Source organism: Neobacillus sp. YIM B06451, assembly GCF_032667185.1.
Lineage (GTDB): Bacteria > Bacillota > Bacilli > Bacillales > Cytobacillaceae > Bacillus_D.
This window is the reverse complement of the sequence record NZ_JAVFKJ010000016.1, coordinates 38,208-63,077: the sequence shown is the minus strand read 5'-3', so window position 1 is coordinate 63,077 and position 24,870 is coordinate 38,208. Positions and strand designations below refer to the sequence as shown.

The following is a 24,870-nucleotide window of genomic DNA, read 5'->3' as shown; positions in this document are numbered from 1 at the left end:
TGTGGAAACTAAAACTAGCTGCCATCGAAGTGGTTTGTAGAGTAAAGATGGAGGTGGACAAACTTGATTTATTGTTGCGAAGAACATGTTGAGCTTGCGCTTGATATGGTTGTCGATGAGCACGAAACGTTTCCGATTTTGGAAAAAGTCGATGTGGATAACTTATCAACAAGCTGTGAATTTTGTCAAAATACCGCAATATATGTTGTGGCGAACGAATGATCTGCTACAAGATGTGGATAGAAAATGTGGACATGTGGATAACTTCTGTGGATAACGTGTTTGTAAACTGTTTGTAACCATTTTGTAAAGGGTTGTGAATTGTGAATATCTCTGTTTTAACGGTTGGTAAATTGAAAGAGAAATATTTGAAGCAGGGAATCGAAGAATATACGAAGCGGCTTTCCTCCTATGCAAAAATAGAAATCATAGAAGTCCCTGATGAAAAGGCGCCTGAGGAAATGAGCGAAGCCGAGATGGAACAGGTGAAGAAAAAAGAGGGAGAGCGGATTCTGGCGAAGGTCAGCGCAGATGCCCATGTCATAGCCCTCGCCATCGAGGGGAAAATGCAATCGTCCGAGGAGCTTGCCGCCAATCTGGACAGGCTCGCCCTCCATGGTAAAAGCAAAATCGCTTTTATTATCGGTGGTTCGCTCGGCTTAAGCAGCGAGGTCCTAAGCCGGGCTAATGACAAGCTTTCCTTTTCGCGGATGACCTTTCCGCATCAGCTCATGCGGTTAATTTTGGTTGAGCAGATTTATAGGGCTTTTCGGATAAATAGGAATGAACCGTATCATAAGTAAATGAGGATTAAAAAAAGCACTATTTGCATTAGTAATAGCGCTGCTGACAATTCATTAAGAATCTCTTGTTTCGCTAATATATCATTAACGTCATTTCTCTAAAATGGTTGATTCAGGGGGAAATCACGAGGACAGGTCCCTTGGCTAAATAAACCGAGAAGCCTGTCCCCGTAACCATTGCCAAGATTATCAGCCAAAGGAGTTAAAGTTTGTTCCTATTAAAAATATTCTTCTTAATATTTAAATAGTTCTTAATCGCGAAATTTAAATAATATAGATTTGCTCTAATTTCAAATTCTTCCCTTGTCTTCGGTAATTCTGTTTCACGTATAGACTCTTCGTACTCCTCTAATTGCTTTAATGCGATAGTGGTATCTCCTGAATCTACATGTTGACTGATATTTAGGAAGATATTAGCAAGCATTCCCTTTTGTTTGATATCTAACTCTGATGAAGAAACAATGCTTACAATGGCTGCCATCTGTTTTAGAATTTCCAGTTGATCTTCGCGCATTTCAAAATAATAATAATCTTTATTTTCTTTTCTTAACAGATGATTCTCTACATCTTGGATAGTTATGCTTTTAGCCTGATTAAGAATATTTTCTACTTCGATTAATTCTTTTTCGTCCCAGTTTCGCTTATTATCTTTTAAAAAAGCTGAGAATTCGTATAGAATAACGCTAAATTTATTTTCAACTTTTGTTTTATATTTTTCAATTTCCTTCTTAAAGCTGGGCATAATGCTGTTTACGAGCAAGGCAATTCCTATACCAATGAAAATAATATAAAGTTCATTCAATAAGTTTTCCAGGGTGGCTTCCTCTACTGTGTAAATATGTAAACAAATCACTATACTTGTGACCAATCCTTCTTGAATACGCGTTTTTACAAGGATTGGGACAAAAAATAAAATAAATAGCGTTAAGACAATTGGATTATATCCTAATAGTTCAAAACATATGGAACCAAGAATTAAAGATAAAAGAGAAGCGAAAAACTTTTTCTGAATGGAATGCAATGTCTTTTTCTTTGTCTTTTCAATACACATAATGACGATAATGGCCGCAAATGACGCGAATTCCAAGTCGAGCAAGCTCGCAATCCAAATTGCTAACCCTGCCCCTATTGCAGTCTTAATTGTCCGATATCCCATTCCAACCATATGTACCATCCTATTGTTTTCTTTATTTCATTATAACTAGTAGTTATTAATTGTAACAGAAAATCATAGGGCCGTGATAGCGCAGGTTCCTTGGTCTTATTTTAATGAATTAGGTCCATGAAAAAACCGCACTTAATTGAGGTACGGGGAACCGTATCACAAATAGATGCAGTGTTTTAATTAAGAACAATTAGAGACCACCTCATTAGTGAGAGGTTGCCAAAAGGAATAATAAAAACAGAGATGATAAAGAACTCATCTCTGTTCATTATTTACCTGGTTGTAATAGAGGCCATGAAGGCCCATTCAAATAAAGGACAACGATATTGGTAAACTTTTTATATAATATGGTTATTTCTTAAATTCCCTTTCTTCTCCATATCCCATCGTTACCACTTCGGTTTGTTGATAATCGTTTAACAACTCTTTTAGGTCCTTATCTCTATCTATCATATTTTCCACTACGGGAAAGGCGTTCAATAATTGATCAAGGGTCTCCGGTGATGGGGCACTTTTTTTAGATGGAAATGTATGGCTGGGAATAACGTATTGAACGTTCAATAGGTGCTTTACTGCATAGGCTGCTTCTTTTGGCCCCATTGTAAAATGGCCTGATGAAGATAATATTGCGATTACTGGATTATACACATCTTGAATCAACTTCATATCGTACATAAGAGCCGTATCCCCAGAATGGTAAACGGTATAATCATTGTCAAAGTCAAAAATATAACCAGCTGCCTCGCCCGCATAGATTGGGGTTCCTTCTATCTCTCCATATGAGGATGTATGTTTTGCTTGAACCATTGTGACGTTAAGACCTTCGAAGGACACTGAACCACCTAGATTAATAGGAAGTACATTTTTAATGCCCTTTTGCAGAAGTATCATGGCCAAATCATATTGGGCAACAACCATAATATCGGGTTTGTTTTCCACTATCTTAGAAAGCCCACTCGTATGATCAAAATGTCCGTGTGTCAAAAATACACAATCAATGGCATTATAAAAATCTTTATTATCAAGATGTCGTGGAAATCCTGGATTTAAATCAATAAATGGATCTACGAGGTAATTTTTCCCCTCTTTACTTGTAAACATATACATTGCATGGCCAAGCCGTAATATTTTCATTACATTCTCTCCCCCTAATATTCGTAAAGTACAACCACTATCATTCTATTCCTGACTTTCTAATTAATAAGTACGAATTTCCAAAATACATTATTGGCTTAATGAATATCATGGGAAGATCGGACAAATATCAGTTGTTTTAAGCTGAGGTATTAAGAGCAAAAAGCGTCAAAGAACAATTCAATGTTCTGACGCTTATTTCATTTGGCGTACCTTTTTAGATAGAGGTTTTTTCAGCTAATTAGGAAGTTTTCTAAGGGTGGAGGAATACACGCACACCGAACTTTACAAGATCTAAAAAGAAGGGAAATATTTTGGTGATATAATAAGAAAAAAAGTAAGGTTTGTGTGATGGGGAAGTGGAGAATTAGAGTCAGCTTTAAAGCGAGGGAAATGGTACAAATGCTTATTTTTAATTATTAACCTGAGTATTTTACCCGACTTAATCGGAGAAATAAGAAGTTCTGCTATACATAAAAGTGAAAAAAGCCCTAAATGATTTCACTTCATTTAGGACAGCATAAAATTGCTTTAACTATTCTGTTTTGGCGGGAAATTTGAAATTCAGCCGAAATTAGATAATGGTCCAATTTTGTAATAAGAAAAGGAGCAATCAGTATGAGAGAAACACTAAAATCTGACTCTCCCAAATCCCCATCGATTTTTAAACAGGCATTAACTGTTAATAGGAAGCCTTTTCCGTGGTTAAAGGCGTTTTCCGCAGGATTGGCAGCGTCTTTGCCAGTTTTTATTGGATTATTAGTTGGGAATCTGGAATATGGATTGATCGCTGGAATGGGGGGCTTTGCCTATCTTTATGTGTTTAATATTCCTTATGCCCAAAGAGCCAGGAAGATATTTTTTGCTGTACTGGGGATGACACTAGCCTCTGCCCTGGGGACTCTTGCTGCCCCTCATCCACTCGCAGTAGCGATTTTGATGGGGATTATTGGAGCTGCGGCTATTTTTATTTTCGGAGCATTAAAAATTAAAGGGCCGTCAGCAATCTTTTTTGTGTTAATCTTTGCTATGACAACCGGTATGCCTGTACATCCGGAACTTGTATGGGTGCGTGCCGGCCTTGTATTTCTGGGAGGGGCACTATCGTGGGTGCTTGCAATGATTGGGTGGTTTTTTAATCCCCATGGACCGGAAACAGGTGTTGTAAAAAAGGTATATACAGAACTGGCCGGGTTTCTTGATTCAGTCGGTACGGAGAAATTTAATGAGGCAAGACACGCACTTATGTCAGGCATGAGGGAAGCGGAAGAAACACTGGTCGCAGGATATATTCCTTGGCGAAATACAGACATTTTTAATCGTTTAGTTATCTTAAATGATTATGCAAACTCAATATTTTTCTATGTCCTTGAAAATTTTTCGGCGACAACCGATAAATTGCCACCAGAGTTTGGGGAATTTCTCCGGGAAATCGCTCATTCGCTTGACCTGAAGCAAAGGAATGAGATTCCTTCTAAAAAGCTTCTTCTGTCGGAAGGAATGGATGAAACAGTATTAAAGTTATTCAAAGAAATAACGGATGCGGATGCGATTCTGAATGAACCAACTTCTAAGATTAATCATGAGCTTCACATTTCCAGACCATCACTGAGGACCATTTTTCTAGGGGCCTTTGATAAAAACTCAATTGTGTTCATTACTGCTGTAAGGTTCGGTCTTGTAACCATTATCGCTGCTGTTATAGCGTACGAGTTTGAATTTACACGTCCATTTTGGGTACCGCTATCCTGTGTAGCAGTGATGTCGGGCTTTACGATTGTCGCTACCTATCATCGAGCGATCCAACGAGCAATTGGTACAATCCTTGGAATAATGATAGCAAGTTTGGTTCTTATGACTCAACCGAATGGATACATCATCGCGGTACTCATCCTGCTATTGACGTTCATTACAGAGCTGTTTATTGTAAAAAATTATGGTTTGGCTGCGTTGTTCTTTACGCCGAGTGCTTTGCTTATGGCTGAAAGCACAAGTCATGGGAACTTTGCCTTTAGTTATTTTGCATCTGCTAGGATCATTGATATCTTAATCGGCAGTATCGTTGGACTAATTGGGGTGTTCTTCGTAGGAAGGCGGTCTGCCTCCAGCCGCGTCCCGCATTTAATTACCAAAACGATCCGTAGCCAGGCGCAATTTTTATTGGTACTGTTCTCTGACCAAGGGACTGGTTTTAATGCGAGAAAAAGCAAAGAAAGAATGAAAATGCGAACCAATTTAAATAATTTAAAAACACTATACGATACAGCTGCCGGGGAGATTCCAGTCGATAAAAAATCGCTGGAATATTACTGGCCAGTGATATTTTCCATAGATCATTTAGGATATTTACTGGAAAATTGTTCGAAAACTGAACAACGGCCGATTTTATCAGACCAAACACTATCCCAATTGCTTTATGTGTGTGAAACAATGGCCAATGCCGCCGATCGAAAACTGTCACCTTCGATTAAAAATGTCCCTGAAATAGAAGGGTTTCCAAGTATACGGAATGAGCTTATTCACTTGCAAAAATCCTTTCAAAAAGATGACAGAGTTTTTAATTAAATTTAAGGGCACTTTTCTGATAGCTAGAAAGCCGTCACCCAGATGCCCCTCATTAAGGTGCGTTACTGCGAACCGTACCATAAAGAAATGCAGTTTTTTACGGACGCAGGGACCTTAATCCATGCTGCACTGCTTTGGATTTAAATTGTGCTAAAATGAAGGGATATACTATCTAGAGGAGACATCGGAATGAGTGCGGAAAAAAACGAAAAATTTATCATACTAGCTGTGGCATTGGGTACTATACTTAACCCTTTAAATACAACGATGATTACAGTAGCTTTACCAGCAATTCAAAAGGATTTTCAACTGACTTCTACAAATATTTCATGGTTAATTGCCTCTTATTTTATAATTAGTGCAATCTTTACGCCGTTGATTGGAAAGTTAAGTGATATTTATGGGAGGAAATTGATCTTTTTATGTGGTCTGGTGGTTGTGGTGTTTTCATCTATTTTGGCACCGTTATCTCCGAATATGCCTGTGTTACTTGCGATGCGTGGAATTCAAGCAATCGGTACCTCCGCACTCTTTCCAGCCGGAGTTGGGATAATACGTAATACCATTCAGCACAATCAAAACCGTGTAATCGGGACACTAGCTGTTTTTGCAACAACGTCAGCGGCATTCGGGCCAACTATTGGTGGAATGCTCATTCAGTTCGGGGGATGGCCGGTTATTTTTTATGTGAACTTGCCGATCCTCGCAATCGGAATTGGATTAACATTGATGTTTATCCCGAAAGATAAGAAGAATACAGCAATATCCTATAAGTTGGATGGAATTGGGATAGTCCTATTTAGTTTATTTATTACTTCTTGGATGGTTTTTTTACTTGGACTCGAGCAACGTGTTCAAATCAAAACATTGATTCTTGCGGTAATCCTAACGGTTATTTTCTACCTATACGAGAAAAGAAGGGATGAACCATTTATCAATGTGAATTTCTTCCGGAGAAACTTGAATGTAGCACTTATTTTTGGCCAGTACATTTTATCAACCATCATATTTTTTGCCGTGCTGTTAAGCTTCCCAACATTTATACAAAGTGCGTTAGGTGCAAGCTCTCAAATGGCAGGAATCGTGATGCTGTCGCTTTCGATTTTCGCAATGATCATGACACCTATCGCGACTAGATGGATAGAGAGGAAAGGATTTCGCATTCCGTTATTGGCCAGTGTGTTACTAGGATTAGTAGGGGTTATCCTGCTATTCACTGTTAAGGATAATTCTCCTTTAGTATGGATTGGCATCGTGCTCGCGGTTACGGGGATTAGTAATGGGATACAGAATATAGGACTGCAAAATTTGTTGTATACCTTTATTAGTGTTTCGGAAAGTGGGATTGCATCTGGGTTGCTCATGACATCGAGATTTATAGGGAATATCCTTGCTTCGAGCATATATGGTGTGGCGTTTGCTACAGGAATGAATGAAGGAAATATGGATACAATGGCCATTGTATTAGTGGTTGTTGCTGTTGTGCTGCTTCCGGGGATGCTCTATGTTACGGGGTTTGAAAAGAAGAATAGTAAAAAGATGGTATAAAACCCCTGGTTGATGCTTCATTCTTATAAGTATAAAATTAAAAACAAAAGTGGAATAAGCACCTGTCTATTATAAGTCAGGTGCTTATTCCATTTTTTATGAAGAACGGTAGTATTCCTTTTAGTGAAGACCTAGAAAAAGAAATTTCCATCGTTTTTTTCTTTTTTTGGGGAAAAATAGGGGGAGAATTCAGCTGCATAGATGAAATTAGGGGTTGAAGGTATTGGTGTCAGTACGAAAAAGGAACTTGATATTAGCATTACTTTTTTTAGGTTGGGCTTTAGGGAATTTGGATCGGTATATTATGAACTATGCTGTTTTGGCTATAACAGAAGACTTGAATCTAAGCGCATCATCGACAGGAATCTTGCTCAGCAGCTTTTTCGCCGGGTATGCACTTATGCAGCTTCCCGGGGGATGGCTTGCGGATCGGTTTGGGGCTAGGAAAGTACTTATAGCCTCCGTTATTTTGTGGTCTATTTTTACCGGGCTAACGGGTGCTGCTTGGTCATTGGTGTCGATGGTGATTATTCGTTTCCTCTTTGGGATTGGCGAAGGTGGATTTCAGCCTTCCAGTTCAAAAATTATTTCGCAAATATTTCCCGAAGAAATGCGGGCCAGGGCTATGTCGATCATGCTATCCTCTGGGGGAATTATTGCACTTATTATCCCTGTTCTATCGGTTGGATTGCTTACAACGATTGGCTGGCGGACCACTTTCATTGCGATCGGGCTCGTCGGTATCGTTATTGCAGCATACTATTGGTATTACATAAAGCTTCCAAACGACGTAGAGAAAACAAATAAACAGAATAAGATTGTTCAAAGAGGTTCATTTAAGCAGTTGTTTAAAACACCTCTCATGTTAAATTTATTTATTGCTTATTTTTCCTTATACGCCGTGAACTGGGGCCTTGCTACATGGATTCCTACCTATCTGGTGAATGTTCGGGGATTAAACCTTGTTTCATTAGGATGGCTGCAGACCATTCCAGGGGTCGCCCAACTTTTGGGCATTTTTATTAGTGGATATTTGATTGATAAGTTATCAAAAGGAGCGGAAAAAGTAGCTGGCGCATTAGCCTGTATTTGTATCTCGATTCTTCTGTACCTTATGTTCACGGCTGCAAATGTAACGAATTTTATTGTTTTCCAAACCATCATTATGCTCATTATTTCGTTTGTCGTCATTTTATTGCCAGCAATAGTACTAAAAACGATGCCATCATCAGTAGCTGGTTCCAGTATGGGTCTGGTTAACACCGGTGGACAGCTTGCTGGGTTCCTTACGCCCCTTGCAATAGGGTTTATCGTTGATGCATTTAACGGCTCGTTCAACGCGGCATTTTGGATGCTGATTGCTTTTGCATTTATCTGTGCTGTTTCTCTTTTGACAATAAATTATCAAAAAGGCGAATTGCTTACCAATAAAATTTGATCGAAAAAAAGATGATGTAAGCCTACAATTAAAGGGCAGGAAGGGGTTTGGGTTTGGAAAAACAAACGTTTATTTCAGGCTGCATTGATAAACGAAAAGAAACATTTATTCAGCTAAGTGATAAAATTTGGGAAACGCCTGAAATCTATTTTGAAGAGCAACAGTCTGCCAACTATTTGTGCAAAGCACTGGAAGAAGAAGGGTTTCAGGTCAAAATAGATGTTGGCGGGCTTCAAACTGGTTTCATTGGGAGTTTTGGCAGCGGCAAGCCTGTGGCCGCCATTTTGGGTGAATTTGATGCTTTGCCGGGCTTAAGCCAGAAAAAGGGTCTTACAAATCATGAACCAATTATAGCTGGCGGTCCTGGACATGGATGTGGACATAACCTATTAGGAACAGGAGCTTTTGCCGCAGCTGTAGCAATAAAGGAATACATGGAAAAAACTGGCTTGAAGGGAACGGTTCGATATTATGGCTGTCCAGCCGAAGAAAATGGATCTGGTAAAGCGTATATGGCCCGTGCCGGTCTGTTTGATGATGTTGATTTTGCCCTCTCTTGGCACCCGGAAACAAAGCCGATTATTATGAACTTCAGCTCGCTTGCGAACTACGCCGTTCGGTTTATTTTTCATGGAAAGAGCGCTCATGCCGCCGCTGCCCCTCACTTAGGGCGAAGCGCTCTTGATGCGGTCGAGTTGATGAATGTTGGAGTCAACTATTTAAGAGAGCATATGATACCAGAGGCAAGAATTCATTATGCAATTACCGATACAGGCGGGAACTCGCCAAATGTTGTACAAGCTTACGCAGAAGTAGCCTATTTAATCCGCGCGCCGAAAAAAAAGCAGGTAACCGACCTATATGCCAGAGTAAATGACATTGCAAAAGGCGCGGCCTTGATGACAGGAACAAAGATGGAGGTTATCTTTGAAGGTGCTGCCTCTGACCTTATTCCAAATGATACACTGGCCAAAGTTATGTACGATAACTTAACAGCGATTGGGGTTCCTAACTATGATGAGTTCGATCAAGCGTATGCGAAAGAAATAAGAGATTCACTATCACCTGAAGAACGTGAAGCTGCTTTTATAGGATTGGATAAATCTACAGCAGAAAACCTAAAAGGGAAGCACATAGCCGAGTTCATTCCTCCACTTACCGAGAAAGCAATCATGCTGTCAGGCTCAACAGACGTTGGAGATGTAAGCTGGATCGTTCCAACCATGCAGTGCATGACAGCTTGCTGGGCGCTTGGGACTCCATTCCATACTTGGCAGGTTGTTTCGCAAGGCGCCATGCCTATTGCCCACAAAGGAATGCTGCAAGCTGGAAAAGTAATCGCATGTACTGCAATCGAGGTAATGGAAAATCCGGACATCTTACGAAAAGCAAAGGCTGAACATCAGGAGCGGCTTGGTGGGGAACCGTACGTTTCACTTATTCCCGAGCAACAAGAGCCGCCTCGAAAAAATTGATCTGGATTGAAACAACTCTGGTTGGAGTTGGGATGTCACGCATGGGAAAGTGAAGGGCACCACTTTTTTTAAACTTACTACAAAAAATTTCTTTCCGAAGCAAGACAGGTTGCCCCAGTATTTCATTTTCGTTAGTATTGGGATATCAAGCGCTGGAGAAGATGAGATGTTGACTGAGAACCCTACAGTAATTAAGCATTCTTCAAAATTTTCGAATGGTGTTATAAGGAAATGTGCCAATTTTAAAATTTGGTTAAGTAAATATTTTTTATGTGAGGGATTTTAATTGAAAAAAATGAATGTAGGTATTATAGGAATTGGAAGAATAGCTGGAAAATATTTAAATCCAGTATATAAAAATCCAAAATATAACCTTTTTGCTTTATGTGATTTAAAGGATTCTGCAGAAGAAACCTCTAGGATATATAATGCTCTCTTTTATACCAATTATAAAGAAATGTTACAGCATGAAGAGATGGATTTTGTTATTATTACGACACCTCCCAATACTCACTTTGAGATAGCGAAGAACTGTTTGCTCCGTAAAAAGAATGTTATTTTAGAAAAACCGGCAGTTCTAAATATGGAAGAATTGAATGTTCTTTTTGAATTGTCTCAGAAGAACAATGTTTCCTTTGATGTAATCTTCCATTGGATGCATGGAAATGAAGTTTTATATCTCAAGGACAAAATCGGAACCTTTGGAGATATAAAAAGGATAGAGTCTACCGTATTAGACCCTTATACGGATGAACATTTACATATTAAAGATGAGTATATTGGTTTAGAAGGCAGTTGGTTTGACAGCGGGATCAATTGCTTAAGTTTGTTATCCTGCTTTATGGATATTAGAAAACTCCATTTAGTGGAGAAAACGTATATTTATGATGAAAAAGTTCACCAAGATATCTATTCAAAGCACCAATATGTAATGGATGATATCGATATTTCTATTACGGTTGATTGGAGATATCGTGCCAATCATAAGTATACGAACATTTATTTTGCGAAAGATGTCCTATATATAGATCATTCCAGGCAAATAATCCTACTTAATAATGAGCTGCTGGTGGATTTAAATAATGGCGACCGACTGGAAAATCATTATAAAAATTACTTCGAAAGGTATACCTACAATTTAAATAATAATGATACTATTCTCACATTACATGATATATTATTAGGTGATAAGTAGGTCAGACAATAGGAGAATAGTATGGATAAAATGGTTAAGGTCTCATTGCAAATAGGGAAATTAGTAACGGTTATAATTATTGAGAAATTAACCCTGCTTCTAAAGGTGATTGGATTAAGAGCGTCATTTTACATTTTGACTATAGTAGCACTTTATTACTATTACCATCAAAAATCCCTTGATGTCTTGTTGCCCATCATAATTGGTATTTTCATCTCGGATCTAATCAAGTCGCTTTATGAGAATTTTCTAATGATAAAAGAAGACAAATTAAAGACTACTCATAGCATGAACTACTTGTTAGATATATACCAAAATAATTATAAAAAAGAATTGAACCTGAATGAATCGAGAATAGAGTTTTTATATAACGACTGCTTTGTGGATCAAAAGGATTATAAGATTATGATTAAAGATGCCCCCAGCAAAATGTTTGATCCCGATCCATTAATAAAAAGCAGCTACTCGGAAATAATGAAAGCACATAAGGGCAGTTATATTAAAAATTTTGAAACAATCAGGCTCGATGGGTATACATTGAATGAAACCACCCGTACCCTTACACTTTTGACGTCTAGAAGTAATTTTTACAATCATCTTTTAACGAATCGAGCAATAGACTATGAGTTTGAACCGGGATTATCCGTTAGAAAAATCTTTGAATATGGACCTCGCCTAAATAAGTTCGAAACGACAAAAATGTCAAACCATATTGGGATTAATGGAATTGTTCAGCTTAGTGATGGCTATACCATACTTCCTAAAAGAGGAACGAATGCTACCTATTCCAAAAATAAAATGACGGCATCGATTGCTTCACCATTAATCAGCAGCCATGATAAAAATGGGACGGTAGAACTTACGTATGAAGGGCTAATAAATGAAGTCAAAGGCTTATTAAATAGCAGATTATATATTGATACAGAAACGATTAGTGATTCTTCTGTTGAAGTTATTTTCCTCGGTTTCGGCAGAGAGATTTATGAGGGAGGAAAACCTCAGTTTTATTTTTTAGTTAAATTAAATTCGATAAGTTCCCAAGATTATTTGCAGATTTTAAAAGATAAAAAGAAAGAAATGAAAAATAATAAATTGATTGATAAGGATAGTAATTTATTTGTTTGTAATTTGTTGTCCCTAAAGCTAAAAAAGAATTATAGCGGATCGGTTGAATGTATGAACTATTATACAGATAAAATAAAATTCAAATCCGTCGAGTTTTCCTTTTTAGCAAACGTTTGGCATCTAAAAGAGGCCGGATTTCTTGAACAATTTAAGGTAGATCAAGTGGCCAAGGAAAATATCATCAATTTAGAGATGCAGAAAGAACCAGGGGAACAGTTGAAAGAATCGGTCTAACCCAAAATACTAGTCTTGCTGACTGAAAAAGTACATAAGCTAAACACTAAATATAAAAATGAAAGGCACTTATTAGAGTGCCTTTTGCTATTTTTGGGCTAAATAGTTCATTCCATGGAAAACAAATTGTGATGATCATGTTCGAAACAATTGAATTTTCCATACTAAGCTAGCTCAATCAAGTATTATAATAGTACATATAAAAGCATCTATTTTAATAGATTTGAAGGTGACGGAAGTGAAAAGAAAATTACAGGCTGTCATATTTGATATGGACGGGGTTATTGTAGATACATACGAGCTTTATTATATAGCTAATAAGAAATTAGCATCTATGCTTGAACTTCCCTTTACTAGAAAGGATAATGATAAATTCCGGGGAATTAGCAGAATGGATATTGTAGAAGCTTTGGTTAATCAATCGGGGAAAACAATCGCCACTAGTGAAAAGTTGGCTCTAGCAGAGGAAAAGAATCGCCATTATAAAGAGCTATTAAACGGACTAAATGAAGAGGCTGTTATGCCTGGGATAAAAAGATTAATAGATGAATTAAGGGAGCATAATATCAAAATTGCCATTGCATCATCAAGTACAAATAGTGAGACGGTATTAAAAAAAATAGGTCTCTTTAAAAAGTTCGACTATATCGTGGATGCGGCAAAGCTAAAGAAAGGAAAACCAGATCCGGAAATTTTTCTCAAGGCAGCTGATTATTTAAAAGTACCAGCTGAAAATTGCGCGGCAATTGAGGACGGGGCAGCCGGTGTGCAAGCGATTAAAAAAACTACGATGTTTTCGGTGGGAATAGGCCATACAGTAATTGACGAAAAGCCAGATTGGTATGTCGATAGCACATCTGAAATAACTTTTCAGGAATTAGTAAAGCGGTTCGAAGGAGAACAATATGGCGAATCGAAGTGAAATGGAAAAAGAGTTCAAATTAAAATGGTTTGACATCGTTTTAACAGAATATGATTCCCTTAGGAATGAATCGGCCAATGCATTGCAACACCAGCAGTCTATCATTAACTATGGATTAACCGCCATCGGTGTGTTAATCGCATTCGGTGCAAACCTATGGGCAAAGGATCATATCGTTGAAAGTCTATTTATTTTTTTTATTCCTTTTTTATGCAATTTAATCATCCTCATCTGGAACGGTGAGGTGCGCCGGATGTCGCGGGCGGGACAATATATAAAGCTGATTGAGGACAAAATAAACCTGCAAATTTCTAAAGAAGCTAATATTCCTGAATTGGCTTTGGAATGGGAAACGTATTTAAGGAGGCCAAAAAAAACAACAAGCATTCTCAAAAGTGAAAATTGGCTTCAAAGAATCATAAATAGTATTACTAGCTTTTTTTCTTTTTTGTTTAAAGATAACGAAGAAAGAAATAATAAAATAAAGAGCAACTATATTGCCATTATTATTATGTTTGGTGTGTTGAGTATTCTTTCAATTTTTTTAGGCTTCGGCAATAATTATTCGATATTCTTCAAAAATTCTTCATTAACAGGAGTTGAACTATTTCATTCCTGGGTGTTAGAAGAGTTTAAATTGATAACAGTCTATGTAATTTGTTTTGTTATAGATATATTTTGCTTTATTTATCACTATCGTTACTTTAATAGAGTGAAAAAATAGAGAAGTAAAAGGAGAGAATTCTTTTTGAATAAAGGAATTGTTATCGGTATTGATGGTGGAGGCACATTCACTCGGGTGGCCATTGCTGATATGAACGGGCACCTCTTGGCATTTTCAAAAAAAGCGGGATCTCATCCGGAAAAAAATCAAGACCCTGAAGGCAATGTGAAATCAGCAATGGCAGAGGCGTTACAAAAAGCAAATCGCCAAGCAGTAGACGTCCATTATATAGCATGCGGATTCGCTGGATTAGACCATCCCGATGATAAGAAATGGGCAAATAAATATACATCTCTCAGCGGTTTAAACGCGCCAAAATCTTTATTAAATGATGCTGAGATTGCCCAATATGGTGCTTTCTTAGGGGAAGAAGGCATTATTGCCATTGCAGGAACAGGCTCGATTGTCCTAGGTAAAAATGAAGAAGGGAAAGTAATTAGAAATTATGATTTTCACCATGATTCATTAGCAGGTGCAAGGTACCTGTCTTACGAGGCTATCTACGATATTATTACACAAAAAAACACACAAGAAGATCAGAAATTTATTAAGGCCGTTTTAGAGTATTGGGGGACGAAAAATCTTGACTCATTGCGGTTAATGGCTTCACAAGGCTTTCTCAGCAATCACATTGAAGCTGTTCAAAAACTTAGTAAGATGTCTTCAATTGTTGTCCATTTTGCTCAACAGGGATCTCCTGTTGCCTATAGTTCCTGTCTCAAAGTAATAAACTCTTTGGCCAGGGGAATCCATCTTGTTTCCTCTATGTTTTCTTCTCAAAAAGTGCCTTTATCTTTTTCGGGAGGAGTCATAACTTCCCCATTTATGACGAATCTGATGAAACAACACTTGGCATCATCAGGCCAAAATAAAAAGGAATTCTTGTATAAAGAACCCACATTACCACCCGTATTAGGGGCTGTATTATATGCTTATAATAAATTGGGTATATCTTTTGATGAGCCATTCGTGAAAAGAATGAAATTATCCTTTAAATGTGAGTAAAGGAAGGCATCTCAATCCTTTTAATATGATTGAGGTGCCTTTTTTGAAATTCTAATTTTTGAGTCAATTATAAATAATCAACACAAAATTTATACTCCGTTTATATTTCTCTTACAAGGGTAGGGTATAATCCAAATAAATTGATAGGAGGGATAATAAATGATAGCCAAGTTGGTTCATCACTTGTATCAATTCGAATGTAATATCTATTCAATGATTAACAATCGTTATGATCAAAAAGGTCTAAATTTATTCTTCCATCAAATTACTCATCTGGGCGGAGCGACGGCAACCATTAGTTTTACGGTCTTCTTCATTTTGTGCTTTGATTTTCCGACTAAATTATGGGGCTTGGAAAGTGCTTTATCTCTACTGACAAGTCATCTCTTTGTGTTCTCTACGAAAAAAATATATCCTCGAGCACGTCCATATCTATCTCTGCCCAATGCTCGGGTGGGAAAAAATCCACTAAAGGATCATTCCTTTCCATCGGGTCATACGACAGCTATTTTCTCGATCATTACTCCTTTTATCTTTCATTTGCCAATCCTTGGATTAATCCTTTTCCCACTTGCATGTTGCGTGGGAGTTTCACGGGTTTTCTTAGGTTTACATTATCCCTCAGATGTACTTGCTGGTGCCCTTGTAGGAATGGGTTTTGGGCTACTTGCAATTAATATTATTTAATGAAAGAGGAAACATGAGATTTATATTTTAATGGAGAGGCTCTAACATTCAACAATATACTGAATATCTAAATAAGAATCTAATTGATCATCGGCTTTTTTACCATAGAGGGACAAATTTTTCACTTTGTAACTAATGCTGCATGACCCCAATTGTGGCACTTTATCGACATAATCGGCAAGAAATGTCACCGTTCTTAGGTAAGTGCTATAATAAAATAGATTGCTCATTATTTCACAATAATTTAATGGGCATATTATCTTTAGCACATAATTAATCAATTGGAGTGATTTATATGAAGCGAAAAACAGCCGTTATTACTGGTGGAGGAAGTGGGTTTGGTAGAGAGACGGCGTTAAAACTGGCCGAAAAGGGGACAAATATTTCGATTGTAGATCTGTCCAAAGAAAAAGGGGAAGAAACGGTTAAACTTTGTAAAGAGAGTGGCAGTGACGCGGTCTTTATTCAAGCAGATGTGAGTAAAGTTGAGGATGTTAAAAATTATGTCGCACAAACGGTTGACCGCTTTGGGAAAGTCGACTTATTTTTTAACAATGCAGGCATTTCCGGTTCCGGCGTTCGCACGCTGGAATGCTCTGTGGAAGAATTCAATACGATCGTTGATGTAAATCTAAGGGGCGTCTTTTACGGGTTAAAATTTGTAGTAAATGAAATGCTAAAAACCGGTGGCGGAGTGATTGTTAATACGGCCTCATTGGGTGGTCTGGTCGGAATGCCTACTTTAGGTGCTTATTCAGCTACAAAGCATGCTGTGATTGGGCTGACCAAAACCATTGCCGGCGAGTATGGAAGAGAAAATATCAGAATCAATGCGATTGCTCCAGGTACGAATGAAACACCGATGGTAAAAGCATTTCCTGCAGAGGCGATTAAAGCAATGGCAGAAGCAGTCCCGATGGGTAGGTTAGGCCAGCCTCATGAAGTTGCTGATGTGGTCGCCTTCCTGCTGAGCGATGAGTCTTCCTATATACATGGCGCTGTTATTTCGATTGATGGCGGAGCTGCTGCTTTGTAAACCCACCCTTTCAGTGGTAGCAATTGGGTAAGTAGAGTTATTTTTGAAAAAAAGGTCCAATTCCCAAAGAGCAAATAAAGGGAATTGGACTTTTCTTAATGGCTTCACTTTTTTCTTATGCTGAAGGCAGACCATAAGAGCAAGAATGAGGACGAAATGGATGTCGGTTACTTGTTAGAATGGCTCCAATAGCATTAGGAAATAAAATGAATAACATTCATCCATCTGCATGTCCAGCATTTTTCAAAAGAACGATTATTTCTGGGAAACCCCTTGAATTTGTAATAAGCTTAAAAAGGAAAGAGTAAGACGTTTTAGCTTAGGAAATACGTTGAACTAGCACTAATTGGGGAAAGGCAGTGAAGAAACATGGCGGTAAATATNTTGTAATAAGCTTAAAAAGGAAAGAGTAAGACGTTTTAGCTTAGGAAATACGTTGAACTAGCACTAATTGGGGAAAGGCAGTGAAGAAACATGGCGGGAAAGAGCAACCTTTCATTCGAAGAGATGTGGGAGAAAATCATCGCTTGTGATCGTAAATACGATGGGCTATTTTTTACAGCGGTAAAAACAACTAAAATATATTGCCGTCCTTCCTGCAGATCAAGAAAGCCTAAAAAAATTAATGTAGAATTTTACACAGACATAAAAGAAGTTGAAAGGGCCGGTTATCGCCCTTGCAAAAGATGCCAGCCTGAAGTTGGACAGTCCCCTACTATCGAGCATGTTCGAACAGTCACTACGTTCCTAATCAATCATTACAAACAAACGTTGAAATTAAAAGATATAGCCGATCAAGTTGGATTAAGCCCCTTTTATTTGGAACGTTTATTTAAACAAGAGACCTCCGAGACTCCACGTACTTATTTAGAAAAAATACGCATCGACAAAGCCGCCCACCTTCTGAAAAACACAACTTTGACGAACCTTGAAATCTGCTATGAGGTTGGATTCCAGAGCCCCTCCAATTTTTATAAAGTGTTCCGAAGCTTAAAAAAATGTTCACCAAGTGAATATCGAAAGGAATTCGAAAATGAATTGGATTGATTATGAATCTTCAATAGAGATTTATCCTCCAAAGGAATTTAACTTCCAAGAGTGTTTGATTTTTTTAGGCAGGTCCAACCTGGAAGTGCTCCATCAAATTAAAGAAGGCTCTGTATATAAACTAATAAAAGTTGATGAAACTTTGATTTTATGCAAAATCAGCTTTCTTCATAATTGCTTAAAGGTTGAATTCCCGATGAGCCCATTATCTAAAAGCAACCGTAAAGTAGCAGCAGAGTATATTTGGGAATGGTTTGATTTGGGTCGGGATTTAGGGGAATTTTATCGAATGGCTGGCCAAGAAAAAATTTTAAGGACACTTATTCATAAATATCATGGCTTACGCATTATGTGCATACCGGATTTATTTGAGGCTTTAGTATGGGCGGTCATCGGACAGCAAATTAATTTAACATTTGCTTATACATTAAAGAAACGCTTCGTCGAACAATATGGCGAAAGTCTAACTTTCGAAGGAGAAACGTTTTGGTTATTTCCCTCATATGAAAAAATCGCATCAATAGGTGTGGATGAGTTAAGAGTTCTTCAATTTACTGAAAGAAAGGCTGAATACATCATCGCTATTGCAAATGCTATGGAAAATGGGGAATTATCTAAGGAAGTATTGCTTCAAAAAAAAGATTATCAGCAAATAAAAGAGTCGTTACTAATGATTAGAGGAGTCGGAGCATGGACGGCAGATTATGTGATGATGAAATGCCTGCACGAGCCTTCCGCTTTCCCTGTTGCGGATGTCGGCCTTCAAAATGCACTAAAGAATCTATTAGGCCTTGAGAGGAAACCAACTATAGAAGAAATAAAAGAATACGCAGTAAATTGGGATGGCTGGCAGGCATATGCCACTTTTTATCTTTGGAGGTCTTTATATGACTAAACTATATAAATTGGATTATGAATCACCGATTGGCATAGTAGAAATTAGCGGGACTCATGAAGCTATCACCTCTATTTTATTTTCTGAAGACAATAAAAAGGTGAATGGTTTACAGGATGAAACGCCACTAGTTTTAAAAGAATGTTATAACCAACTTGACGAATATTTTAAAGGCAACAGTTTTGAATTTACATTCCCTTATCAATTTGAAGGGACAGACTTCCAAAAAACTGTATGGGAAGCGTTAAAAGAAATACCCTTTGCGGAAACAGGGTCTTATAAGGATATTGCCGTTTCCATAGGAAATGCAAAAGCGATCAGGGCAGTAGGGAGTGCGAATGGCAAAAATAAGTTAAGTATTATTATTCCCTGTCACAGAGTAATCGGTTCAAATGGAACTTTAACCGGATATGCGGGGGGACTGTGGAGAAAGGAATGGCTCCTCCGACATGAGAAATCATTTCAGATTAAAAAAGCAGGGAACCCATACCATAAATAGAGGGAGTTTAATACGATTTCTTTCCAAATATATTTTTAGAAGACAAAGGTGCTATAAATAGATAGCGCCTTTTTTGGGTTCAACATAATAGGTATGACAATATATTGCTGCAGAAAAAGGGGATTTCAGGTGGAATCAATCTATTGACGGTAAGCTGCAAGACAACCAGATAAAATAAGGTGGAGGCTGATTGTTCTATCCGTAGGAAGGAGATAGTCAGCTGTCCTCTTTTTACAATCAGAAGAATTATAGATGAATTATACTGGTATAATTTCCAGAGTGTCCACAATATTGGTTCTATTTCCCGTGTTTTGTTACTGTTCTGTAATTAATCATTCATACGAACGTAATATTTTTTCATTATACTAGCATAGTGTTTCGTGGGGGGAGTGATGAAAAGCTAGTTCAAAAATAAAAGACAAATTGTTATAAGGAGAGAGAAAAAGTAGGATGTTAAAACGTATTAATTTAATTATTTTGACTGCAATTATTTTGATGTCTTCATTAGTAATTCCTGCTAATGCGGAGAACGGTGGAACGGAAGGGACAAAACCCTGGATGAACACCAAGCTCTCTGCTGAAGAACGCACCGAGCTGCTTCTCGATGCGATGACGATGGAACAGAAGATGCAACAAATCGCAATATCGCGCTTCAATGAGAATGACAAAGGTGACACGGTTGTTATCAATAGGAAAGGAAGCCACGGTTACACGAGCGGTGAATTCGCACCCCAAGGTACCCTTCCTGGGTGTGAGTTTCAAGACACTGGCCGACAAATCCGTGGGATTGAAGAACTTGGTATCCCAACGATTCGTATGACAAATGGTGGTACGGGTGTCAAAGGCGGATCATGTCATAATGACCCACTGGCGACTGGCCTTCCGTCTACTCCAGGTTTGGCTGCGACATTCGACCGAGAGCTAAACTATGAGGCAGGCCGAATCCTTGGTGAGGAGACACGAGCTTTCGCACATCACGTGTTCCTCGGACCAGGTATGAACCTCATTCGTCACCCGTACGGTGGCCGGAACTATGAGTACTTTAGTGAGGACCCTTATTTGACAGGTATCCTTGCAATCGAGCAAACAAAGGGTATCCAGGATCAGGGAGTCCAGGTACAACTCAAGCACATGGCTGGCAACGAACAGGAAACTGAGCGTTGGACGATGGGTGTCCAGGTTCCTTCAAAGGCCATGAACGAATTGTACATGTTGCCATTCGAAATGACCGTCAGAGATGCTGACCCAGCTTCCGTGATGTGTTCATTCCCGGATGTTAACGGAACTTATGCATGTGACAGTTCTGAATTACTTCAAGATGCTCTTAGAAGAAACTGGGGCTTTGACGGTTATGTTATGAGTGACCGTCGTGCGATTCACGACACAGTAGCTGCCATCAAAGCTGGCACGAATGTTGAGTTAGACTGGACACCACAATACTACACTCAAGAGAAGATTCAAGAGGCTCTTGATGCAGGCTTGGTGACTGAGGACGATATTGATAATCTACTTCGTCCGCGTTACATCAAGATGATTGAGTTCGGCCATATGGATGAGCCTTTCGATAAATTTATGCCGGAAATTGTCGATCCGCTGGCTAACGGCGCTACCGCACGAAAGATGGCCGAGGAAGGCTCCGTGCTGTTGAAGAACGACAACGACTTCTTGCCACTGGACGGCGAGCCAAAGTCAATCGCGTTGATCGGCATTGAGACGTTCGCTGGTTCGGCAAAGATGTCCCCGCGTTCTGTTCGTGACGACAATGATTATGTAGTGACTCCATATACGGTCACACCACAAGAAGGCTTAGAGAATGTTATCAAAGAGTTGGGCTACAACACTAAAGTGACGTACAACAATGGCAGTGACCCGAAAGCTGCTGCCAAGTTAGCTGCTGAGTCCGATGTCGTGCTTCTCATGGTCGGCGACAACCCACATGAGACAGTGGATCGTGATACTCTCGGATTCCCAGCCTTGAACCTTAAATCGGGCTTGGCAGAGCAGGAGCCAGTGATCGACGCTGTTATGAAGGCTAACCCGGAGAATACTGTTGTGGTACTGAAGACTTCCGGTACGTCGATTATGCCTTGGTTGGATAAAGTCCCTGCAGTTCTTCAAGCGTGGTACCCAGGTATGGAGGATGGTAATGCCGTTGCAAACATTCTCTATGGTAAGGTTAATCCTTCCGGTAAGCTTCCTATGACGTTTGGTGCCACTGAACGTGAAGCAGCTTTCGCGACTGAAGAACAATACCCTGGAACTCGCCAGGACACTGGTAAGCCAGGTGGCCCAGGCCCTTACGGTGATGGTAAGTCCGATCAGCTAATCGCACAATACACAGAAGGCCTGGAAATGGGTTACCGTTGGTACGAGGCAAACAACGTGAAGCCGGTCTTCCCATTCGGGTATGGCTTATCGTACACGACTTTCGAGTATGACGACCTTAAGGTGAAGAAGGTCCGTGGTGAAGGCAAAGGCAAAAAAGACTCGCTTTCTGGTATTGACGTGTCCTTCACCATCACGAACACTGGTGACGTTGCCGGTAAAGAAGCGGCACAAGTCTACCTAACTCTTCCGGATGAGGCAGGACAGCCTACAAAACGTCTTGTCAACTTCGAGAAGGTTGACCTTGAGCCTGGTGAGAGCGAGCGTGTGACAGTAAGAATTAATCATGCAGACTCTAACCATCCGTTCTCCTATTTCGTTCCGGAAGAACCGGACAACCTTGCGAACTGGGCTGACGGAGAATGGGCAACTGCTGATGGAAAGTACCGCGTACATGTAGGTGGTTCCTCTGCAGACACCCCGCTTGAAAAGGCCGTTCCGCTGAACTTTTAAACTTAGATAGGACGACAATAAGTGCAGGGGCACTACATTCAGTATGCCCCCTGCCCTGGGATAGCGCCGGCCACCTGTGAGTTGGCGTCAGGCATCCCGGAGCTGGTGAGCCCGCGGGTTCGGCGAATTAAGCCGAGACCGCGGGCTCATCGTTTTTCAAGCAGCTTCCACCGATTAGCCCCAAATAGGATCCAAGTTTATTTGAATGAAAAGAGAACACACTTACAGTTAAAATCCAGATGCCTACAAATCCAAAGTCAACCCAGCCCTGGGGACTTAATTCCACAAGGCCAACCCAGCCAATCACTACCGCATTGAAAACTTCACCACCGGCATGCATCGCTTCATGGCTTAATTCATGATCCAGCCCTGTCTGACGGAAATTATTAATCGCAAGCAAGGCAAACCCGATAATCGCCATCACTTTGCTGTAAGGGTACCATTCACTCAAAGCGCTCTGTTTTTCAATCGTCCTGGACATCGTTAAAACGACCATAATGCCCAATATCCCCAGGAAGCCGAGTATATAGTGGACTAGCATTAGCTTATACATGTGGGTGACATGGTCAACTACAGCATTTTTACCCGGTGGTGAAATCAATACTAAAATAACTGTGAGTAGATAGCATAATCCTGCAAGGATGGCGGAGATTCCGCCTAATGTTGTTTTTTTCATAAAAAACCTCCGTTTAGGTGTTTTTGGAAAATAGACAATTATAGAGAAAACTTCGAAAAACATGGAATTGTTTCGGCAATTGTAATTTTTCAGCTCCTAGCTGGAAGCAGTTTAAATAGATTCCGTCATAAAAAGAGACAATCGTTTTGGCTATGTCCTCGACAGGGAGCAACGGGGTGAACTCCTGTTCATCGATGCCTTTTTGCAAAACCATAGCTATGCTATTCCATGCTTGCTTGATTCGGGATTCGAGAAAGGGCAGATGTTTCTTTGACTCCCAGCCAACGGTGAAGTTATATTCATAAATGGCCGGGACCAACTGCTCAGTTTGATTCACAATGTTTTCCTGGACTGTATCCAAAATAAGAGCCAATGCATCCCAATTCGTATTTATTGAGCTGTAAATACTCTCCATATCCAGCACATCTTCTTCATCCCTTTTCTTTAAAACCGATGAATACTTCCTCCGTATTTTTGAAATAAGTGTATACACCTCCCCTGCTGACACCTGAATGGTTGATAATATCCTGTATCGTCGTCGCATTAAAGCCCTTGCTGATAAAAACCTCTTTGGCGGCCTTCAGGATTAAATTTTTTCTTTCTTCCCGATGCTGATGAGAAACAATTGGTGGCAAAATAACCTTCTCCTTTTTTAAGAGTCATTCATGACTCTTAAAATAGAAAATTTTTCCAAATATGTCAATACCCAAATCAAAAAAATTAACACTTAAAAAACTTCACCAATTTGTCCCCAAAAAGTTACATAATATTCTTTTTTTCGACATTTTCGAGAATGGTGAAAGGGCTATACTGGGTATGTAATATAGCTTGTGAATAAATACACAAAGGTAGTAAACACAACATGATAATGGAGGAATGGAAATGCGCTTGAAAGACAAGGTTGCAGTGATTACTGGAGGTACATTCGGGATTGGTGAAAGCACCGCCTTATTGTTCGCCAAAGAGGGAGCAAAAGTGGTCATTGCTGCACGAAATGCGGAAAAGGGAGCAAAAGTGGTCAACAAAATTAAAAATAATGGCGGGGAAGCTATTTTTATAAAAACAGATGTTTCCAAAGAAGAAGACATCAAGAATTTGATGAAAGAAACGGTTGATATATATGGGAAATTAGACGTCGTATTTGCCAATGCCGGAGTAGGGGATATGGGCGATCTCCAATCGGTAAGCTTGGACAGCTGGAATTATACGTTAAGTGTTGACCTGACCGGTGTATTCCTTTGCAGTAAATATGCGATTCCGGAAATGGAGAAGAATGGAGGCGGATCGATTATTAACTGTGCTTCCATCCTTGGGCATGTGGGACAGCCATCTGTTACTGCCTATGCCGCGGCTAAGGGAGGAGTTGTCAACATGACGCGCACCGCTGCTGTCACATATGCAAAAAAAGGAATCAGGTTTAATGCGGTCTGCCCGGGATATATTGAAACAAATATTTTGGACGGTCTGGGTGATGAAGTACTGGAACATTTAATATCACTGCATCCGGTTGGCCGTCTTGGCAAACCCGAAGAAGTGGCCAATGCGGTACTGTTTCTAGCAAGCGATGAATCTTCCTTTGTCACGGGGGCAAATTTGTTGGTAGACGGTGGATATACAGCGCAATAAGGACATAGTTACAGATTTTATGAACGTGATATGCCTTGCAGATTTAATGCGCGCCCTGTTTAAGAAAAACAAAGCTCCTTAAATTTGCAATTTCATGAATGAAAGACATCGATTTACGATACCCACATCGTCGTATATGCAATGAAAAAGGAGGCTGGCCAAAATCGTCATTCAACGATTTTTGGTCCAGCCTCTTCATAGTTTCATTTAAGTCCTATTACAACAGTGTAAGA

23 protein-coding genes are annotated in these 24,870 nt (G+C 39.3%); 18 read left to right on the top strand and 5 right to left on the bottom strand.

Annotation, left to right across the window (positions count from 1 at the left end; genetic code table 11):
* Positions 1-63: 63 nt before the first annotated feature.
* Both RB160_RS20350 and rlmH read left to right on the top strand, forming a co-directional pair.
* Positions 64-222, top strand: a complete 159-nt coding sequence (locus tag RB160_RS20350; RefSeq protein ID WP_316572280.1) for a CxxH/CxxC protein — start codon at positions 64-66, stop codon at positions 220-222.
* A gap of 101 nt (positions 223-323) precedes the next feature.
* Positions 324-803, top strand: a complete 480-nt coding sequence (gene rlmH, locus RB160_RS20345; protein ID WP_316572279.1) for a 23S rRNA (pseudouridine(1915)-N(3))-methyltransferase RlmH — start codon at positions 324-326, stop codon at positions 801-803.
* A gap of 202 nt (positions 804-1,005) precedes the next feature.
* Here the strand turns inward: rlmH and RB160_RS20340 are convergent, their stop codons facing one another.
* A complete protein-coding gene (locus RB160_RS20340) occupies positions 1,006-1,968 on the bottom strand; it encodes an aromatic acid exporter family protein (RefSeq protein WP_316572278.1) in 963 nt (320 codons plus the stop codon).
* A 351-nt stretch (positions 1,969-2,319) separates the two neighbouring features.
* Positions 2,320-3,102 (bottom strand): metal-dependent hydrolase, encoded by a 783-nt coding sequence (locus RB160_RS20335; protein ID WP_316572277.1) that lies wholly within the window; start codon positions 3,100-3,102, stop codon positions 2,320-2,322.
* A gap of 618 nt (positions 3,103-3,720) precedes the next feature.
* On the opposite strand from RB160_RS20335, the gene RB160_RS20330 reads away from it, so the two are divergent.
* The 15 genes from RB160_RS20330 (at position 3,721) to RB160_RS20260 (ending at position 22,335) form a co-directional block, all read left to right on the top strand.
* Positions 3,721-5,667: an FUSC family protein gene (locus RB160_RS20330; protein WP_316572276.1), complete on the top strand. Its 1,947-nt coding sequence runs from the start codon at positions 3,721-3,723 to the stop codon at positions 5,665-5,667.
* 189 nt (positions 5,668-5,856) lie between these two features.
* Positions 5,857-7,215, top strand: coding sequence for an MFS transporter (locus tag RB160_RS20325; protein ID WP_316572275.1), 1,359 nt, complete (start codon positions 5,857-5,859; stop codon positions 7,213-7,215).
* 223 nt (positions 7,216-7,438) lie between these two features.
* The gene (locus RB160_RS20320; RefSeq protein ID WP_316572274.1) at positions 7,439-8,653 is read left to right on the top strand and encodes an MFS transporter; all 1,215 of its coding nucleotides are present in this window, start codon (positions 7,439-7,441) and stop codon (positions 8,651-8,653) included.
* A 53-nt stretch (positions 8,654-8,706) separates the two neighbouring features.
* The gene (locus tag RB160_RS20315) at positions 8,707-10,128 is read left to right on the top strand and encodes a M20 family metallopeptidase (RefSeq protein ID WP_316572273.1); all 1,422 of its coding nucleotides are present in this window, start codon (positions 8,707-8,709) and stop codon (positions 10,126-10,128) included.
* 295 nt (positions 10,129-10,423) lie between these two features.
* Positions 10,424-11,323, top strand: a complete 900-nt coding sequence (locus RB160_RS20310; RefSeq protein WP_316572317.1) for a Gfo/Idh/MocA family protein — start codon at positions 10,424-10,426, stop codon at positions 11,321-11,323.
* Between the two features lie 21 nt (positions 11,324-11,344).
* Positions 11,345-12,682, top strand: coding sequence for a hypothetical protein (locus tag RB160_RS20305; RefSeq protein ID WP_316572272.1), 1,338 nt, complete (start codon positions 11,345-11,347; stop codon positions 12,680-12,682).
* Between the two features lie 238 nt (positions 12,683-12,920).
* Complete coding sequence (gene pgmB, locus RB160_RS20300; protein WP_316572271.1) at positions 12,921-13,604, top strand: beta-phosphoglucomutase; 684 nt, start codon at positions 12,921-12,923, stop codon at positions 13,602-13,604.
* Positions 13,588-14,328: a hypothetical protein gene (locus tag RB160_RS20295; protein ID WP_316572270.1), complete on the top strand. Its 741-nt coding sequence runs from the start codon at positions 13,588-13,590 to the stop codon at positions 14,326-14,328. The genes pgmB and RB160_RS20295 overlap by 17 nt, the downstream gene beginning before the upstream one ends.
* Positions 14,329-14,352: 24 nt before the next feature.
* Positions 14,353-15,333, top strand: coding sequence for a BadF/BadG/BcrA/BcrD ATPase family protein (locus RB160_RS20290; protein ID WP_316572269.1), 981 nt, complete (start codon positions 14,353-14,355; stop codon positions 15,331-15,333).
* Between the two features lie 159 nt (positions 15,334-15,492).
* Positions 15,493-16,020 carry a phosphatase PAP2 family protein gene (locus RB160_RS20285; protein ID WP_316572268.1) on the top strand — a complete coding sequence of 176 codons (528 nt, stop codon included), beginning with the start codon at positions 15,493-15,495 and terminating at the stop codon, positions 16,018-16,020.
* A 295-nt stretch (positions 16,021-16,315) separates the two neighbouring features.
* The gene (locus tag RB160_RS20280; protein ID WP_316572266.1) at positions 16,316-17,056 is read left to right on the top strand and encodes an SDR family NAD(P)-dependent oxidoreductase; all 741 of its coding nucleotides are present in this window, start codon (positions 16,316-16,318) and stop codon (positions 17,054-17,056) included.
* A gap of 474 nt (positions 17,057-17,530) precedes the next feature.
* Positions 17,531-18,103 carry a bifunctional transcriptional activator/DNA repair enzyme AdaA gene (locus RB160_RS20275; protein WP_316572265.1) on the top strand — a complete coding sequence of 191 codons (573 nt, stop codon included), beginning with the start codon at positions 17,531-17,533 and terminating at the stop codon, positions 18,101-18,103.
* Positions 18,090-18,998, top strand: a complete 909-nt coding sequence (locus RB160_RS20270; protein ID WP_316572264.1) for a DNA-3-methyladenine glycosylase family protein — start codon at positions 18,090-18,092, stop codon at positions 18,996-18,998. Before RB160_RS20275 ends, RB160_RS20270 begins: the two co-directional genes overlap by 14 nt.
* Positions 18,991-19,497 (top strand): methylated-DNA--[protein]-cysteine S-methyltransferase, encoded by a 507-nt coding sequence (locus tag RB160_RS20265; RefSeq protein ID WP_316572263.1) that lies wholly within the window; start codon positions 18,991-18,993, stop codon positions 19,495-19,497. The genes RB160_RS20270 and RB160_RS20265 overlap by 8 nt, the downstream gene beginning before the upstream one ends.
* 450 nt (positions 19,498-19,947) lie before the next feature.
* A complete protein-coding gene (locus RB160_RS20260) occupies positions 19,948-22,335 on the top strand; it encodes a beta-glucosidase (RefSeq protein ID WP_316572262.1) in 2,388 nt (795 codons plus the stop codon).
* 127 nt (positions 22,336-22,462) lie between these two features.
* Here RB160_RS20260 and RB160_RS20255 read toward each other — a convergent pair whose 3' ends face one another.
* From RB160_RS20255 to RB160_RS20245, 3 genes are read right to left on the bottom strand one after another with little or no spacing between them, the layout of a single operon-like run.
* Positions 22,463-23,011, bottom strand: a complete 549-nt coding sequence (locus RB160_RS20255; RefSeq protein WP_316572261.1) for a hypothetical protein — start codon at positions 23,009-23,011, stop codon at positions 22,463-22,465.
* Between the two features lie 13 nt (positions 23,012-23,024).
* Entirely contained in the window at positions 23,025-23,426 is a 402-nt protein-coding gene (locus tag RB160_RS20250) for a hypothetical protein (RefSeq protein WP_316572316.1), read from the bottom strand.
* Positions 23,427-23,442: 16 nt separating this feature from the next.
* Positions 23,443-23,646: a TetR/AcrR family transcriptional regulator gene (locus RB160_RS20245; protein WP_316572260.1), complete on the bottom strand. Its 204-nt coding sequence runs from the start codon at positions 23,644-23,646 to the stop codon at positions 23,443-23,445.
* 247 nt (positions 23,647-23,893) lie between these two features.
* Between RB160_RS20245 and RB160_RS20240 the strand changes: the two genes are divergently transcribed.
* The gene (locus RB160_RS20240) at positions 23,894-24,637 is read left to right on the top strand and encodes an SDR family NAD(P)-dependent oxidoreductase (RefSeq protein ID WP_316572259.1); all 744 of its coding nucleotides are present in this window, start codon (positions 23,894-23,896) and stop codon (positions 24,635-24,637) included.
* Positions 24,638-24,870 lie beyond the last annotated feature (233 nt).